This window comes from Bradyrhizobium sp. IC3195 (genome assembly GCF_020193585.1).
Classification (GTDB): Bacteria; Pseudomonadota; Alphaproteobacteria; order Rhizobiales; family Xanthobacteraceae; genus Bradyrhizobium; species Bradyrhizobium yuanmingense.
The window spans coordinates 1-15,522 of sequence record NZ_JADYVG010000044.1 but is presented as its reverse complement, the minus strand read 5'-3'; the positions used below and the strand labels follow the sequence as shown (position 1 = coordinate 15,522).

Annotated in this window: 16 protein-coding genes; 10 read left to right on the top strand and 6 right to left on the bottom strand. The window is 65.7% G+C overall.

Translation table 11 applies throughout. From position 1 onward, the window contains the following. From I6F09_RS36555 to I6F09_RS36540, 4 genes are all read left to right on the top strand, one after another. Positions 1-266: chemotaxis protein CheW (locus I6F09_RS36555; RefSeq protein ID WP_225128785.1), on the top strand; the 266-nt coding region annotated here is incomplete at its 5' end. 74 nt (positions 267-340) lie between these two features. Then, positions 341-706, top strand: a complete 366-nt coding sequence (locus tag I6F09_RS36550) for a response regulator (RefSeq protein ID WP_007600538.1) — start codon at positions 341-343, stop codon at positions 704-706. Positions 707-781: 75 nt separating this feature from the next. Further along, complete coding sequence (locus I6F09_RS36545; protein ID WP_036036029.1) at positions 782-1,969, top strand: chemotaxis response regulator protein-glutamate methylesterase; 1,188 nt, start codon at positions 782-784, stop codon at positions 1,967-1,969. Then, positions 1,966-2,838 carry a protein-glutamate O-methyltransferase CheR gene (locus I6F09_RS36540; protein WP_225190169.1) on the top strand — a complete coding sequence of 291 codons (873 nt, stop codon included), beginning with the start codon at positions 1,966-1,968 and terminating at the stop codon, positions 2,836-2,838. The genes I6F09_RS36545 and I6F09_RS36540 overlap by 4 nt, the downstream gene beginning before the upstream one ends. A gap of 157 nt (positions 2,839-2,995) precedes the next feature. Here I6F09_RS36540 and I6F09_RS36535 read toward each other — a convergent pair whose 3' ends face one another. From I6F09_RS36535 to I6F09_RS36520, 4 genes are all read right to left on the bottom strand, one after another. Next, complete coding sequence (locus tag I6F09_RS36535; RefSeq protein WP_225190168.1) at positions 2,996-4,156, bottom strand: glutathionylspermidine synthase family protein; 1,161 nt, start codon at positions 4,154-4,156, stop codon at positions 2,996-2,998. Between the two features lie 3 nt (positions 4,157-4,159). After that, positions 4,160-4,540, bottom strand: coding sequence for a hypothetical protein (locus tag I6F09_RS36530; RefSeq protein WP_074448088.1), 381 nt, complete (start codon positions 4,538-4,540; stop codon positions 4,160-4,162). A 1-nt stretch (position 4,541) separates the two neighbouring features. After that, entirely contained in the window at positions 4,542-4,946 is a 405-nt protein-coding gene (locus tag I6F09_RS36525; protein ID WP_036011880.1) for a DUF350 domain-containing protein, read from the bottom strand. Positions 4,947-5,110: 164 nt separating this feature from the next. After that, positions 5,111-5,812, bottom strand: coding sequence for a response regulator transcription factor (locus I6F09_RS36520; RefSeq protein WP_016848562.1), 702 nt, complete (start codon positions 5,810-5,812; stop codon positions 5,111-5,113). 448 nt (positions 5,813-6,260) lie between these two features. On the opposite strand from I6F09_RS36520, the gene fliI reads away from it, so the two are divergent. The 6 genes from fliI to I6F09_RS36490 all read left to right on the top strand — a co-directional run bounded on the left by fliI (position 6,261) and on the right by I6F09_RS36490 (position 12,397). Then, positions 6,261-7,586, top strand: a complete 1,326-nt coding sequence (fliI, locus tag I6F09_RS36515) for a flagellar protein export ATPase FliI (protein ID WP_036011877.1) — start codon at positions 6,261-6,263, stop codon at positions 7,584-7,586. A gap of 121 nt (positions 7,587-7,707) precedes the next feature. Continuing rightward, positions 7,708-8,127 (top strand): flagellar export protein FliJ, encoded by a 420-nt coding sequence (fliJ, locus tag I6F09_RS36510; protein WP_025032035.1) that lies wholly within the window; start codon positions 7,708-7,710, stop codon positions 8,125-8,127. Between the two features lie 176 nt (positions 8,128-8,303). Continuing rightward, complete coding sequence (locus I6F09_RS36505) at positions 8,304-8,849, top strand: sigma-70 family RNA polymerase sigma factor (protein WP_036026817.1); 546 nt, start codon at positions 8,304-8,306, stop codon at positions 8,847-8,849. A 37-nt stretch (positions 8,850-8,886) separates the two neighbouring features. After that, positions 8,887-9,948 (top strand): anti-sigma factor, encoded by a 1,062-nt coding sequence (locus I6F09_RS36500; protein ID WP_057027384.1) that lies wholly within the window; start codon positions 8,887-8,889, stop codon positions 9,946-9,948. A gap of 151 nt (positions 9,949-10,099) precedes the next feature. After that, positions 10,100-11,059: an AraC family transcriptional regulator gene (locus I6F09_RS36495; RefSeq protein ID WP_225190167.1), complete on the top strand. Its 960-nt coding sequence runs from the start codon at positions 10,100-10,102 to the stop codon at positions 11,057-11,059. Positions 11,060-11,176: 117 nt separating this feature from the next. Beyond that, positions 11,177-12,397 carry an FAD-dependent oxidoreductase gene (locus I6F09_RS36490; RefSeq protein ID WP_225190166.1) on the top strand — a complete coding sequence of 407 codons (1,221 nt, stop codon included), beginning with the start codon at positions 11,177-11,179 and terminating at the stop codon, positions 12,395-12,397. A 279-nt stretch (positions 12,398-12,676) separates the two neighbouring features. Here the strand turns inward: I6F09_RS36490 and I6F09_RS36485 are convergent, their stop codons facing one another. Both I6F09_RS36485 and flhA read right to left on the bottom strand, forming a co-directional pair. Next, positions 12,677-12,877 carry a hypothetical protein gene (locus I6F09_RS36485; protein ID WP_225190165.1) on the bottom strand — a complete coding sequence of 67 codons (201 nt, stop codon included), beginning with the start codon at positions 12,875-12,877 and terminating at the stop codon, positions 12,677-12,679. Positions 12,878-13,171: 294 nt separating this feature from the next. Then, complete coding sequence (flhA, locus tag I6F09_RS36480) at positions 13,172-15,313, bottom strand: flagellar biosynthesis protein FlhA (RefSeq protein ID WP_225143766.1); 2,142 nt, start codon at positions 15,311-15,313, stop codon at positions 13,172-13,174. Positions 15,314-15,522 lie beyond the last annotated feature (209 nt).

Below are 15,522 nucleotides of genomic sequence, written 5' to 3'. Positions count from 1 at the left end.
CGCGCCTCGGCCTGCCCAAGGACGAGGACGGCAAGACCGCGATGGCGGTCGGCGTCGACCTACGCGGCGAATCCTATGGCCTCCTGATCGACCAGATCGGCGAGGTGCTGCGCCTGCCCGAGGACGGCAAGGAAGAAAACCCCGTCAACCTCGACCCCCGCATGGCCAAGCTCGCCGGCGGCGTCCACCGCCTCGACGGACAGCTCATGGTCGTCCTCGACGTCGACCGCGTCCTCGAGCTCGCGCCCGAGATGATGGCGGCCTGATACGGCGGCATTGCCGCCGAGGGACTTGCGATTGGAAGTGCCCCCGCAAAGGGGGGAAGGAAGCAGAGGTTCACATGCGAACTTGTCTCGTCGTTGATGATTCCAGCGTCATCCGAAAGGTTGCGCGCCGGATCCTGGAGGGGCTCGACTTCCAAATCCTCGAAGCCGAGGACGGTGAGAAGGCGCTGGAGGCCTGCAAGCGCGGCCTGCCGGACGCGGTGCTGCTCGACTGGAACATGCCGGTCATGGATGGCTACGAGTTCCTCGGCCATCTCAGGCGCATGCCCGGCGGCGACCAGCCCAAGGTGGTGTTCTGCACCACCGAGAACGACGTCGCGCATATCGCGCGCGCTCTGCACGCCGGCGCCAACGAATACATCATGAAGCCGTTCGACAAGGACATCGTGACGGCGAAATTTCAGGAAGTCGGCCTGATCTGAGCGATCGCCCGGAGGCTGAACGGATCCTTCGGCGCTTGTTTTCAACTGAACCGTTTCAGTCTGAGTTGGTGTGTAATGAGTGTTGCGTTCGCAGGTAATTCGACCACGGGCACGTCGCGCGAAACCGGGCCGCTGCGGGTGATGATCGTCGACGACTCGGTCGTCATCCGCGGTCTGATCTCGCGCTGGATTGGTGCCGAGCACGACATGGAGGTCGCGGCCTCGCTGCGCACCGGGCTCGAGGCGGTCAACCAGCTCGACCGCATCAATCCCGATGTTGCCGTGCTCGACATCGAAATGCCCGAGCTCGATGGCCTCTCGGCGCTGCCGCAACTGCTCGCCAAGAAGCGCGATCTCGTCATCATCATGGCTTCCACCCTGACCCGCCGCAACGCGGAGATCAGCTTCAAGGCGTTGTCGCTCGGCGCAGCCGACTACATTCCCAAGCCGGAATCGACGCGTGAGGCGTCGGCCGCGGACATTTTCCATCACGACCTGATCCAGAAGATCCGCCATCTCGGCGCGCGGCTGCGTCGCAAGTCTGCGGTTGCGAGTCCGCCGCTGGCGCCGGCGAGCCCGGCTCCCGTCGCGCGCAGTCCTGTCGCGCGGCCTGCCGCGCCTGCGCCCGCTCCGGCCCCCTCGTCAGGCTCGGTGTCAACGCGTCCGTTCTCGACCCAGGCGCCCAAGGTGCTGTTGATCGGCTCCTCGACCGGCGGTCCTCAGGCGCTGATGTCGCTCGTCACCGAGCTCGGCGCCGTGATCGATCGCTTCCCGGTGCTGATCACCCAGCACATGCCGCCGACCTTCACCACCATCCTGGCCGAGCATCTGGCGCGCTCGAGCCGCCGGCCGGCGGCCGAGGCGGTCGACGGCGAGCCGGTCAAGCCGGGACGGATCTACCTCGCACCGGGCGGCAAGCACATGCGCGTCACGCGCAGCGGCGCCGATCCTGTGATCGCGCTCGACGACGGCCCCGCCGTCAATTTCTGCAAGCCTGCGGTCGATCCGCTCTTCACCTCCGCCATCGACGTCTGGCACGGCAACATCCTCTCGGTGATCCTGACCGGCATGGGCTCGGACGGCATGCGCGGCGGCAAGGACATCGTCGCGGCCGGCGGCAGCGTGATTGCGCAGGACGAAGCCTCCAGCGTGGTCTGGGGCATGCCCGGCGCGGCGGCCAATGCCGGCATCTGCGCGGCGATCCTGCCGCTCAACCAGATCGGCGCCAAGGTCAACCGCCTGTTCGCTGGAGACCGCTCGTGACGCCCGCAGATTACGACTATCTGCGCAAGTTCCTGAAAGAGCGCTCCGGTCTCGATCTCTCCGCCGACAAGCAATATCTGGTCGAGAGCCGGCTGCTGCCGCTCGCCCGCAAGGCAAGTGTTCCCGGCATCCCCGACCTCGTCCTGAAGATCAGGAACGGCGACGGCCGGCTTGCGACCGACGTGGTCGAAGCGATGACCACCAACGAGACGTTCTTCTACCGCGACAAGATTCCGTTCGATCACCTGCGCGACACCATCCTGCCGGGCCTGATCCAGGCGCGCGCGGCGCGCAAGTCGCTTCGCATCTGGTCGGCGGCCGCCTCGACCGGGCAGGAGCCCTATTCGATCGCGATGTGCGTGAAGGAGATGGGCGCGGCGCTCGCGGGGTGGCGCATCGAGATCGTCGCCACCGATCTGTCGCAGGAGGTGCTGGAGAAATCCAAGGCGGGCCTCTACAGCCAGTTCGAGGTGCAGCGCGGCCTGCCGATCCAGCATCTGGTGAAATACTTCACGCAAACCGGCGAGCTCTGGCAGCTCAACGCCGACATTCGCGCCATGGTGCAGTTCCGCCAGCTCAATCTGCTGCAGGACTTCTCCCATCTCGGCACGTTCGACGTGATCTTCTGCCGCAACGTGCTGATCTATTTCGACCAGGACACCAAGGCGGTGATTTTCGAGCGCATGGCGAAGGCCATGGAAGCCGACGGCACGCTGCTGCTCGGGGCGGCCGAATCCGTCGTCGGCATCACGGACGCGTTCCGCCCCATCGCCGATCGCCGCGGCCTCTATCAGCTCAACCCCGCGCGCTCCGGCCGTCCGATGGGCGGATTGATGCCGCAGCCGCTGAAGATCGCCGCGGCGAGGTGAGTTCTCTTTGTCATTCCGGGGCCGCGCATTAGCGCGGAGCCCGGAATCCATAACCACAGGCCATCGAAATAGGCAGGCGGTTAGACCAGGGCCATTTCATCCGACTGTGGTTATGGATTCCGGGCTCGCGACTTTGTCGCGCCCCGGAATGACAAAATCACAAAATCGCATGCGGCAAGAACCGCGAGCGGTTGCCCGTGATCGGGCTCTCGTCCTCGCGGATCGATATCCCGCAGGGCTCGTGGTTCACCAGCCAGCTTCCGATCACCGGATAGCAGCCCGAAAAGTTCGGCAGCGGTGCCAGCGCCTGACGTACGAAACCTTCGGCGCCGTACGGCCCCGTCTGCTCGTCGAGCGGCATGCCGCCGGAGACCAGCGTGACATTGGCGCCTTCGCGCGACAGCAGCGGCTTGCGCACATAGGACGTGCCGAGCTCGGCGGCGCGCGGATCGTCCTCGAAGAAGGCCGGCAGCAGATTGGGATGGTTCGGAAACATCTCCCAGAGCAGCGGCAAGATGCCCTTGTTGGAGAGCACCGCCTTCCACGGCGGCTCGATCCAGCGCGTTGGCGCATCCTTCAGCTTTGCGCCGAAGGCGTCCTGGAACATCCATTCCCAGGGATAGAGCTTGAAGGCGAGCGCGATGTCGTTCTCGCCGAGATCGACGAAGCCGCCGGCCTCGTCGCGCCAGCCGACCTGCTCGATGTCGAGCAGCGTCGTCGAGAGTCCGGCCTGGCGCGCGGTGTCTTCGAGATAAGCGAGCGTGCCGGCGTCCTCTTCGTTGCTGGTGATCCCTGTGAGATGGACGTGACGGCTCCCAGCGATCTCCTTCCATGCCGCGATCAGCCGCTCGTGGATGGAGTTGAATTGGTCGGCACGCGAGGGGATGACGCGGCGTTCGATCGCCTGTTCGAGCCAGGTCCATTGGAACACCGCGGCCTCGAAGATCGAGGTCGGCGTGTCCGCGTTGTATTCGAGCAGCTTTGCCGGCGACTTGCCGTCGAACCTCAGATCGAGCCGGCCGTAGAGGCTGCGGTCGTCGCGCTTCCAGCTCTCGACGATCAGGCCCCAGAACGCTTCCGGAATCTTCAGCCGTCGCAAGGAACGCTCGTCGCCGATGACGCGGCCGGCGAGTTCCAGGCACATCGCGTCGATCTCGCCGGTCGGCGCCTCGATGCCTCGCTCGATCTCCTCCAGCGTAAAGCCATAATAGGCGCGCTCATCCCAATAGCGCTCGCCGTCGATGGTGTGGAAGACGAAGCCGCATCGTGCGGCGGTCTCCCGCCAGTCGTCGCGCTCGAGGCAGGTGATGCGCTGCATGGATCAGCCGCCGCCCGAGAAGCCGTGGCCGAACGAGCCGAAGCCGCCGCGGCTCACGCTGCTATGGCTGACATTGGACGACGTTCCCGACGAGGAATGGCTGGAGGAATCGCCGCTGAACAAGCTCGATCGCGACGACCAGCGCGAACTGCTGCCGCCCGACGAACTGCTGCTGCTCGTGCAGGTCGTGGTCGTCTGCCCCGGCACGGCGCCGGGCGTGGGCTCGCAGTTCTGCCGCGGCATCAAGGTATAGGCCGTGGTGCCGACGGCGATCGTGCCCATCACCAGCAGCGCGACGTGGCCGGAGCGCTTCACCGGCGGTCGCGGCGGCTCGGCGACTGGCCGGCGCTTGCCGAACTCCTTCTTGGCGGGTTTGTCGGCCATGTCAGTAGATCATGCTGGCGGCGTTCAGCAGGCCCGCGGCGAGCGAGGACAGGCCGAGCCAGATCGCCGGGGCAAGCTCGCCGTCATCGATGCGCCTCGACAAGTCCGGCACCGGAACCTTGACGAGATAGAACACGATGACCTGCACGATCAGCGCGATCGTCGCCCAGATCAGGCAGTCCAGCACGTTGGCCGAATGCGCGATGGCGCTGACCAGCGGCGCCACGAAGCCGAGCAGGCTGAGCCCAAGCGCGATCGCCGCGGCCGGCTGGTTGTCGCGAATGAGCTGGAATTCGTTATGCGCCGTGATGCGGGTGTAGACGAACAGATAGGCCACGATCACGATCAGCCCGGTGCAGAAATAGACCAGGAAGGCGGGCAGGCCGGCGAGTGATTGCAGGATCATCGTTCCCCCATCGTGCAGCGACCATTCGTCGGCAGGGGAAGGCTAGGGGTTCAAACGTTAAGCTTCCAATGAAGCGTCCCCCCAAAAACGAAAACCCCGCCATTTGCGGCGGGGTCCAGGCTGGGAGGAGCGAGCCTGACTGGGCTCGCGACGTAACCCAGGGATCAGGCGGGGATGCGCTCGTCGGCCTCGTGCGGCTCGCGCAGCACGTAGCCGCGGCCCCAGACGGTCTCGATGAAGTTGCGGCCCTCGGAGGCGTTGGCGAGCTTCTTGCGGAGCTTGCAAATGAAGACGTCGATGATCTTCAGTTCGGGCTCGTCCATGCCGCCATAGAGGTGGTTGAGGAACATTTCCTTGGTGAGGGTCGTGCCTTTGCGGAGCGAGAGCAGCTCCAGCATCTGATATTCCTTGCCGGTCAGATGCACGCGCTGACCGCCGACTTCCACCGTCTTGGTGTCGAGGTTGACGACGAGGTCGCCGGTCTGGATGACCGACTGGGCATGGCCCTTGGAGCGGCGCACGATGGCGTGGATGCGGGCCACCAGCTCGTCCTTGTGGAAGGGCTTGGTCATGTAGTCGTCGGCGCCGACGCCGAGACCCTTGACCTTGTCCTCGATGCCGGCGAGGCCGGAGAGGATCAGAATCGGTGTCTTGATCTTGGAGACCCGGAGCTGCTTGAGCACATCGTAGCCGGACATGTCGGGCAGGTTGAGGTCGAGGAGAATAATGTCGTAATCGTATAGTTTACCGAGATCGACGCCTTCTTCCCCCAAATCGGTCGTGTAGACGTTGAAGCTCTCCGACTTCAGCATCAGCTCGATCGACTGCGCGACGGCGCTGTCATCTTCAATCAGCAAAACGCGCATGCCAGTTCCCCATAGTCGCCGCTCCTGGGCGTCAGGTCGGCCGCATTCGCGGCACTCAACAAAACGCCTTTGAACAACTGATTCGGATCCTGACAACAGATGGTTAACAAAGTCTGATTCTGGAACGCAAGTCCCCCCGGTGCAATTTTTGTCGAATCGCCCTAAGGTCTTGCGTACGAAGCAGCTTTCGTTACCCGATTCCGTTCAAGCTCCACTTTAAGAGACGGGCCTAACCGACTCCCGCGACTCAGCCTTCTTCTGAAGGGGAGGCACGCTCAGTCTCAAAGACAGTGACGCAATGATTAATGATGCGGGTAAACACGAAGTTAAGCGCCGTTCAGAAATATGGCGAAACTTAAGGTTTTCACCGTGATGTCCCGGGATCACCGAAGGCGACCATCTCATGAGGACCCTCATATGAAGGTGCGCTGCTGATGAAGGCCCCCCGATGAAGGCGCTGGCCGAACAGATCGGCGACATCGACGGCATCAACATCTATGGCCGCGTGGTCGGCGTTCGCGGTCTGATGGTCGAGGTGGCCGGCCCTATCCACGCGATGTCGGTCGGCGCGCGGCTGGTGATCGAGACCGGCGCCAACCGCACCATTCCGTGCGAGGTGATCGGCTTCTCCGGCAACAATGCCGTGGTGATGCCGTTCGCCGGCCTCGAGGGCGTGCGCCGCGGCTGCAAGGCGGTCATCGCCAATGCCGCCAACCAGGTGAGGCCGTCCGCGGCCTGGCTGGGACGCGTCGTCAATGCGCTGGGCGAGCCGATCGACGGCAAGGGGCCGCTGCCGCAGGGCTCTTCGCCGATGCCGTTCCGCAATACGCCGCCGCCCGCCCATTCGCGCAAGCGCGTCGGCAGCCCGCTCGACCTCGGCGTGCGCGCCATGAACACCTTCCTCACCTGCTGCCGCGGTCAGCGCATGGGCATCTTCGCAGGCTCCGGCGTCGGCAAGTCGGTGCTGCTGTCGATGCTGGCGCGCAACGTCGATGCCGATGTCAGTGTCATCGGGCTGATCGGCGAACGCGGCCGCGAGGTGCAGGAATTCCTGCAGGACGATCTCGGCGAGGAGGGCCTTGCGCGCTCAGTCGTGGTGGTCGCGACCTCCGACGAGCCGGCCCTGATGCGCCGCCAGGCGGCCTACCTCACGCTCGCGGTCGCCGAATATTTTCGCGACGAGGACAAGGACGTGCTCTGCCTGATGGACTCGGTGACGCGCTTTGCGATGGCCCAGCGCGAGATCGGCCTGTCTGCCGGCGAGCCGCCGACAGCCAAGGGTTACACGCCGACCGTCTTCACCGAGTTGCCGAAGCTGCTGGAGCGTGCCGGGCCGGGATTGGGCGAGGGCGCCATCACCGCGATCTTCACGGTGCTGGTCGACGGCGACGACCATAACGAGCCGATCGCCGATGCCGTGCGCGGCATCCTCGACGGCCACATCGTGATGCAGCGCTCGATCGCCGAACGCGGTCGCTATCCCGCGATTAACATCCTCAAATCCGTCTCGCGCACGATGCCGAAATCGGCCGATCCGCAGTTCTGGCCGGTCATCCAGCGTGCCCGCCAGGTGATGGCGACCTATGCCGACATGGAGGAATTGATCCGTCTCGGCGCCTACCGCGCCGGCTCCAGTCCCGAGGTCGACGAGGCCATCCGCCTCAACGAGCCGCTGGAAGCCTTCCTGCGCCAGCGCAAGGACGAAAAGGCATCGCTCGCGGAGGGCTATCGCCAATTGGCGCAAATCCTCGGCAATTTGGAAACGGAACGCTAACTTTGTCCGGTCATCATCCGATCCCACAGAGTAGCAGAGCCGGTCTGGGCCCCCTTCGGGCCCGTGGGGTGACCGGTATCGTCCCACGTGCAGCGGGGGGACTTCTGGGGAGTACGAGTCGATGAAGTCACGAGATACCCTCATCCGCCTGAAGAAGTTTCAGGTCGACGAGAAGCGCCGCCGGGTCACCCAGATCGAGACCATGATCGCCGACTTCCAGCGCATGTCGGTCGATCTCGAACGCGAGATCCAGACCGAGCAGGAGCGCGCCGGGATCAACGATCCCTCGCACTTCGCCTACCCGACCTACGCCAAAGCCGCGATCCAGCGCCGCGAGAACCTGACCCGCTCGGCCGACGAGCTCAAGGGCCAGCTCGAGGAAGCCAAGGCCGCACTGGCCGAGGCCTTCGAGGAGCTGAAAAAGGTCGAGCTGCTCGACGAGCGCGACCAGGCCCGCGAGCGCGCCGAGGAGAACGCCCGCGAGCAGGCCGACCTCGACAGCATCGGCCTGATGCGTGCCCGCATCGGCGCCGTCGCCTGAGCCGCTAGCCCGCCCCTCCAGGAATTGCCAAAACCCGGACCCGCAAGGTCCGGGTTTTCGCATGTGCTGTCCACAGTGTGGCGCCGCGCCCCTTGGTGGTCCGCTTGGCCGCGCGCTATGGTGGTGCGGTGCCGGGGTCTACGCGGAACGCGACGGCCCGCGTGTTGGGGGGCTGAATGCTGACGCCAGCGGAGCTGGTCGGGTTGATTGAGGCGGTGGCGAAGGGCGATCAGGCCGCGTTCGAGCGCCTCTACGCCGCCACGCGCGCGAAACTCTATGGCGTCGTGCTCCGTATCTTGCGCAGGCAGGATCTCGCGGAGGAGGTCATTCAGGAGACTTACGTCAAGATCTGGAACAGCGCCGGCCAGTTCAATCCGGCCCTGTCCTCGCCGATCACGTGGATGGCCTCGATCGCCCGCAACCGCGCCATCGACATCGTCCGCAAGAAGTCGGAAGCCTCCATCGAGGAAGAGCCTCAGGCGATGGAAGTCGCGGCCGAAAGTCCCGATCCGCTGGCCCGCCGCGAGATGACCGAGGAGCTGAAGCGGCTCCTGGAATGCATCGGCCGGCTCGAGCCGGACCGTCAGAGGCTCGTGCTGCTCGCCTATTACAACGGGTGGAGCCGCGAGCAATTGGCGGAGAAGTTTTCAGCGCCGGTCAACACGGTGAAGACGTGGCTGCGGCGCAGCATGCTGGATATCCGGGAGTGCCTCGGACTGTGATCGCTTGGATGATGAGGGTGGTTCTGGACTGCAATTGATGGCCTACACGGAGGACCATATCGCGCTCGCCGCGGAATATGCGCTCGGGACGCTCGGCGCCGACGAGCGCGCGCAGGTCGAGACCATGATGGCGGTGGACCCGGCGTTCGCCGAGATCGTGCAGGCCTGGGCCTATCGGCTCGGCGTGCTCAACCAGATGGTCGGCTCGGTCGAGCCGCGTCCGATCGTGTGGGAGAACATCAGGGCGGAGATCGCGCGCACGACCGCCGCGCAGGAGCCGCCTGCGCCTGCCGAAGCTTCGCCGCCACCACAGCCGCCTGTGCCCGAGACGTCCTCGCTGGCAGCTGCGGAATCTCCGCCCGAGAGCCCGCAGTCGGCTGAGGTGCAGCAGCCCGAAGCCGCCGCGCCTGAGGCGCCGCGTCCCGAGTTTGATGCTGTTCCGGACATCGCGCCGCAATTCATCCCGCAAGTCCATGCGCCGGATGCCAACGTCGTCCGTACGCCGCAGGCGCCGGTGGTCGACGACAGCAATGTGATTCGTCTCGAGAGCCGGGTGAAGCGCTGGCGCACCATCGCTTCCGCCATTGGCGCGCTCGCGGCCGCGCTGCTCGTAACACTGTCGCTGCAGATCTTGCTGCCCGACGCGCTGCCGGGCGCTTTGCGTCCCCCGCCGCGCATCCAGACGGTCGAGGTGAAGACGCCGGCCGCGCCGCTCGCCGCCTCCGCGCAATATGTCGCGCTGCTGCAGGGCCAGGGCGGCGGTCCCGCCTTCATCCTCACCATCGATGGCGCGACGCGGAATTTCACGGTGCGGAAGGTCGGCGCGACGCCGGAGCCCGGCAAGAGCTTCGAGCTCTGGCTGATCTCGGACAAGCTGCCGCGCCCGCGCTCGCTCGGCGTGATCGGCGCCGGCGATTTCACCGCGCGTCCACTGCTCGCCTCCTACGATGCCGAGGTCGTCAATAGCGCGACCTTCGCCGTCACCATCGAGCAGGCGGGCGGCTCGCCGAACGGCCAGCCGACCTCCGCCCCGGTGTTTTCCGGCAAGCTGATCGAGACCGTGCCGCCGGCCCAACCGCAGGCGCCCGCGCAAAAATAGGTGCCACGGCGACTGTCGCCACGGTCCATCCCGCTGTCGCAGCCCGACAAGTGCTCCCGAATCCGCCCTCGATTTGAACCTCGCCTCGGTCCACGGCGTCAAATTCCCGGAATTTGAACGCGATTGATGCCGGAAAGGGCGAGAAAATCAGATGGATGCAGCGAGAACGCCGGGCATCTTCCTTCACCAATATGCAGGCCTGCCGCACGGTCCGGCCTTCGAGCATTGGCGCGAGCGGGCCGTCGGTCGCTGCGGCCTCGATATCGGGCCGAGCCGTGGCGACAGCATCGATTGCCGGCTGCAGATCAGCGTCGTCGACAACATCACCCTTGCCATTCCGGAAGGTGCCTCGGCGCAATATTCCCGCACACAGAGCCACCTTGCCGACGGCAGCGACGATCTCGTGCTGATATCGGCCCATGCGGGGCTCGTCCGCGTCGGGCAGAACGGCCACACCGTCGAGCTCGCGCCCGCCCAGATGGTGCTGGTCGACATGAGCGTGACCGGCACCGTCGGCCACACCGAGGCAGACCGCTTCACCACCGTTCGCATGCCGCGCCGCGCGCTGCTCGACATCAATCCGCGCGCCGAGGACAAGCTCTCGCAGGTGCTCGTCGACGGCGCAGTCGCCGAGACCATCTTCCGCTACCACGCGCTCGCCGCCAATCTCGCGCCGCATCTCGATGCGGTCGGCCAGCGCCTGACCGCGCAGCACATGGTCGATCTCGTCGGTCTCCTGCTCGGCACCGATGCCGAGCACGCAAGCCGCGCCCGCGGCCGCGGGCAGGCGGCGGCGCGCCTCGATCTCATGCGCGCCGACGTGATGGCCGCACTCGGCCGTAACGATCTCTGCCTCGCCGAAGTTGCGACGCGCTCAGGCCTCAGCCCGCGCCAGGCCCAGCGCCTGTTCGAGCAGGCCGGCACGACCTTCACTGAATTCGTGCTGGAGCAACGCCTGCTCCATGCGCGCAAGCTGCTCGGCGATCCCCGCGCCAGGATGCGCAAGATCAGTGACATCGCGCATTCCTCCGGCTTCTCCGATCTGTCGTACTTCAACCGCGCCTTCCGCAAGCGCTTCGGCACGACGCCGTCGGAGCTGCGCGAGGCGTAAGTCGCGATTTTGTGCAGCGGCGCGGACGCTGCCGCATTTGGTCGGCGCCTGTTGTTGCGCTAGTCTGTCTCCGCGGGCAGGCCGCGGGTTTTCCTCGGGAAAGTGCAGTAGGCGGAGATGGCGCGTATCGTCGTGCTCGGCGCCGGGTTTGCGGGGTTGTGGGCGGCCATCGGCGCTGCGCGCAAGCGCGAGGAGATCGGCGCGAGCGACCGCGACATCGAGATCCGTCTCGTCGACCGCAATCCCTATCACAACATCCGCGTGCGCAATTACGAGGTCGACCTCAGCGAGGTCGCGCTTCCGCTCGGACAATTGCTCGATCCGATCGGTGTCAGCCACGGCCTCGGCGAGGTCGAGGCCATCGATCCGGCCCGGCGCGAAATCTCGCTCGTCACCAGCGCCGGCAAGGAGACGCTGCACTATGACCGCCTCGTGCTGGCGCTCGGCAGCGCGGTGATGCGCCCCGATATTCCCGGCCTGGCCGCACACGCCTTCGACGTCGACACCTATGCCGCGGCGCTCCGCCTTGAAGATCATCTGGTTTCGCTCGGACGCAGCGCGCCGTCTCCGGGCCATTCAACGGTGGTCGTGGTCGGCGCCGGCTTCACCGGCATCGAAGTCGCAGCTGAGATGCCGGACCGGTTGGCGCGCGCAGGGATCACCGGCAGCCGCCGCATCATCCTGGTCGATCCCAATCCGAGCGTCGGCGCCAGCATCGGCGCGAACGCGCGCCCGGTGATCGAGACGGCCCTGGCTTCGCTCGACATCGAGACGCGGCTCGGCGTGCGTGTCGCCGCGATCGAGGCCGCGGGCATGCGCCTGAGCTCGGGCGAATTCATTCCGTCGCAGACGGTGATCTGGTGCGCGGGCATGCGGGCAAGCCCTTTGGCGGCGAGCTTTCCGGGCGGGCGCGATTCCCTCGGGCGCCTCCTCGTCGATCCCTTCATGCGTGTGGCCGATGTCGGCGGCGTGTTCGCGGCCGGCGACGTCGCCTCGAGCGTGATCGACGGGCTGCATCCGACATTGATGTCCTGTCAGTTCGCCCGTCCCATGGGCCGCTTCGCCGGCCACAACGTGGTCGCCGATCTCGTCGGCCTGCCCATGCTGCCGCTGCGGATCGACTGGTACGTCACCGTGCTCGACCTCGGCGGCTGGGGCGCGCTCTATACCGAAGGATGGAATCGCGAGGTCCGTGCCACCGGCGCGGCCGCGAAGGCGACCAAACAGACCATCAACCGCAAGCGCATCTATCCGCCGCTCTCGGGACGCAAGGACGAGCTGTTCGCTGCCGCCGCCCCGACCGTGCAGGCGCCGCCGCCGACGTATGGGGGAAGGTAGTTGGCAGGCAGGGCCGTGCCGCTTGCTCCGTCATTGCGAGCGCAGCGAAGCAATCCAGAGTCTTTCCGCGGAGGCAGTCTGGATTGCTTCGCTGCGCTCGCAATGACGAATTGGACGCGCGTGCGCTCGCAATGACGAGGTACCAGAAATGGGAAAGCGCCCGTGGGGGGCGGGCGCTTTCTGTAGTCGACTTGGGGTTGGGGTCGTCTACATATCCACGTGGCGACTTTGGGGGGCTGGTAAAGAGCCGCGTGAATTCACAAAACTCGTCAGATCTCCTTAGCGAACGAGGGACGCGTTCGAACTGGTGACAACGACCGGCTTCCCGGCCTTGATGACGTGGGCGGTCTGGGTCAGGCTTTCATCCGAACCCGAGCGTGCCGTGATGCCGAGGCCAGCCACCGCAACCCCTGCGACGAGGGCGACGACCACGATTTTCAAATGGGTCGCGCGATCTGCGCTGTAGATCGAGTGGTTCATGGAAGCCTCCTGCCGCCATCTACCCGAAGTAGTCGCCAGCCGTTTGAGGCAGGTTCATGCTTCCGGTGCCCATCAACCTAGTATCGGGGGGATTCGTTCCCAAGGGGCCATCACAAGGGCGTGATATGACGTGATAGATCGCGATCAAAGGCGACCCTTGATCGTTCTTTTATGTAATTATTTCAAAGCCGTAATGAGCCTATTGCCGGCTTTTTGAGGCCTTGGTCGACAAGGCGCCAGGAACTCAAAAACCATTTGCCTGTGGCTGAAAAACACACGGCTTCTTAAGGCAAATCAGATGCTTCCGACGGTTTTCAGCCTCGCCCTGGGGTGGATTTCCGCCTGCGACAGCACGGTGGTCTGGGCCCGGAACCGTTCCACCAGCGAGCGCACGAAGGGCCGAATGGAAGCGGAGGTGACCAGCACCGGCGCCTCGCCCTCGCGGGCGGCGCGCTCGAAAGCCTCGCGCACGGCGGTCATGAATTCCGAAAGTTTCGAGGGCTGCATGGCAAGGCTCCGCTCCTCGCCCTGGCCGATGATGGATTCGGCAAAAGCCTGCTCCCATTTCGCCGACAGCGCGATCAGCGGCAGATAGCCGGCGTAAGAGGTGTTCTGCGCGCAGATCTGCCGCGCTAGGCGGGCGCGGACGTGCTCGACCATGGTCGCGGGGTTGCGCGAGAAGGCGAGCGAATCCGCGATGCCTTCGAGGATGGTGGAGAGGTCGCGGATCGAGATGCGCTCGGCGAGCAGCAGCTGCAGCACGCGCTGGATGCCGGAGACCGTGACCTGGCCCGGGACGATGTCCTTGACCAGCTCGCTCTGCTCCTTCGGCAGCTCCTTGAGCAGCTTCTGCACCTCGCCGTAGGACAACAGGTCCGACATGTTGGCCTTGAGCAGCTCGGTGAGATGGGTCGAGAGCACGGTCGCGGCGTCGACGACGGTGTAGCCCTTGAGCGAGGCCTCTTCCTTGAGGCTGGCATCGACCCAGGTTGCGGGCAGGCCGAAGGTCGGCTCGGTGGTGTGGATGCCGGGCACCTGCACCTGGCCGCCGCCGGGGTCCATGACCATGAACTGGTTCGGCCAGATCTTCCCGGTGCCGGCGTCGACCTCCTTGATCTTGATGATGTAGGTGTTGGCCTCGAGCTGGACGTTATCGAGGATGCGCACCGCCGGCATCACGAAGCCCATCTCGATCGCGAGCGAACGGCGCAGCGCCTTGATCTGCTCGGTGAGGCGGTCGGTGCCGTCAGGGCCGTTGACCAGCGGCAGCAGGGCGTAGCCGAGTTCGATCTTGAGGTCGTCGATCTTGAGCGCGGCCGAGATCGGCTCTTCCGTCGCGGCAGCGCCCGGCGCACCCGGCGTTCCCGGAGCGGGCGCGGCGTGAACGGCGGCTTCGGCCTTGGCCGCCACGCGGTTGCGGTTGCGGGCGTTCCAGGCCAGCGCGCCGGCGCCGGCGCCGAGCGCGAGGAAGGGCAGGGTCGGAATGCCCGGCAGCGCCGCCAGCACCAGCATCACCGCCGAGGACATCGCCAGCGCCTGCGGATAGCCGGAGAACTGCTTCATGAGCGCCTTGTCGGCGGCGCCGGAGACGCCGGCCTTGGAGACGAGCAGGCCGGCCGCGGTCGAGACGATCAGCGCCGGCACCTGGGTGACAAGGCCGTCACCGACGGTCAGCAGCGTGTAGGTGCGCCCCGCGTCGGCGAAGGACATGCCCTGCTGCGCGACGCCGATGATGATGCCGCCGACGACGTTGATGAACACGACCAGGAGGCCGGCGATGGCGTCGCCCCGGACGAACTTGGAGGCGCCGTCCATGGCGCCGAAGAAGCCGCTCTCGTCCTCGAGCTCCTTGCGCCGCTCCTTGGCGACCTTCTCGTCGATCAGGCCGGCGCCGAGGTCGGCGTCGATCGCCATCTGCTTGCCGGGCATGGCGTCGAGGTGGAAGCGGGCGGCGACTTCGGCGATGCGGCCCGAGCCCTTGGTGATGACGACGAAATTGACGATGATCAGGATGGCGAAGACGATGATGCCGATGACGAAATTGCCGCCCATCACGAAGTTGCCGAAGGCCTCGATGACGTGACCGGCGGCGGCCGTGCCCTCGTGCCCGTGCGACAGGATCAGCCGGGTTGAGGCCATGTTGAGCGAGAGCCGCAGCATAGTCGAGATCAGGAGGACGGTCGGGAAGGCCGAGAACTCCAGCGGCGTCTGGATGAAGAGCGACGTCATCAGGATCAGGATCGAGAGCGTGATCGAGATCGCCAGGAACACGTCCAGCACGATCGCGGGCAGCGGCAGGATCAGCACCACCAGGATGGTGAGAACGCCGAGCGCCAGCGCGATGTCGCCGCGCTTGAGGACGGTGACGATGTCATTGAGGGAAGGGATCGAGGGCCTTGCGCTGCCTACGCCCTGTCCTGCCGTGACGTCGACCATGGTAGCTGCCTCCCCGCGCGACTGCCGTCCGCGCGCCCCAAACGTCTGCGCGGCGGCCGACGGGCCGCCGTTCCGAAAGTGAGGCACCGCACTGGCGTCCACGGGAGCTCCCGTTCTACGCGGCTGACGACACTCGACTTCACCCGGCAATTTTTGCCCGGTGTATGGTTAGCAAAACGTTAACGGAGGGGGTGGGAGGAGCTCAGACC

Coding starts and splice junctions, on each gene's coding strand:
- I6F09_RS36550 (WP_007600538.1), top strand. CDS start 341: ATGCGAACTTGTCTCGTCGTTGATGATTCCAGCGTCATCCGAAAGGTT.
- I6F09_RS36545 (WP_036036029.1), top strand. CDS start 782: ATGAGTGTTGCGTTCGCAGGTAATTCGACCACGGGCACGTCGCGCGAA.
- I6F09_RS36535 (WP_225190168.1), bottom strand. CDS start 4,156: ATGCAGCGCATCACCTGCCTCGAGCGCGACGACTGGCGGGAGACCGCC.
- I6F09_RS36530 (WP_074448088.1), bottom strand. CDS start 4,540: ATGGCCGACAAACCCGCCAAGAAGGAGTTCGGCAAGCGCCGGCCAGTC.
- I6F09_RS36525 (WP_036011880.1), bottom strand. CDS start 4,946: ATGATCCTGCAATCACTCGCCGGCCTGCCCGCCTTCCTGGTCTATTTC.
- I6F09_RS36520 (WP_016848562.1), bottom strand. CDS start 5,812: ATGCGCGTTTTGCTGATTGAAGATGACAGCGCCGTCGCGCAGTCGATC.
- fliI (WP_036011877.1), top strand. CDS start 6,261: ATGAAGGCGCTGGCCGAACAGATCGGCGACATCGACGGCATCAACATC.
- fliJ (WP_025032035.1), top strand. CDS start 7,708: ATGAAGTCACGAGATACCCTCATCCGCCTGAAGAAGTTTCAGGTCGAC.
- I6F09_RS36505 (WP_036026817.1), top strand. CDS start 8,304: ATGCTGACGCCAGCGGAGCTGGTCGGGTTGATTGAGGCGGTGGCGAAG.
- I6F09_RS36500 (WP_057027384.1), top strand. CDS start 8,887: ATGGCCTACACGGAGGACCATATCGCGCTCGCCGCGGAATATGCGCTC.
- I6F09_RS36495 (WP_225190167.1), top strand. CDS start 10,100: ATGGATGCAGCGAGAACGCCGGGCATCTTCCTTCACCAATATGCAGGC.
- I6F09_RS36490 (WP_225190166.1), top strand. CDS start 11,177: ATGGCGCGTATCGTCGTGCTCGGCGCCGGGTTTGCGGGGTTGTGGGCG.
- I6F09_RS36485 (WP_225190165.1), bottom strand. CDS start 12,877: ATGAACCACTCGATCTACAGCGCAGATCGCGCGACCCATTTGAAAATC.
- flhA (WP_225143766.1), bottom strand. CDS start 15,313: ATGGTCGACGTCACGGCAGGACAGGGCGTAGGCAGCGCAAGGCCCTCG.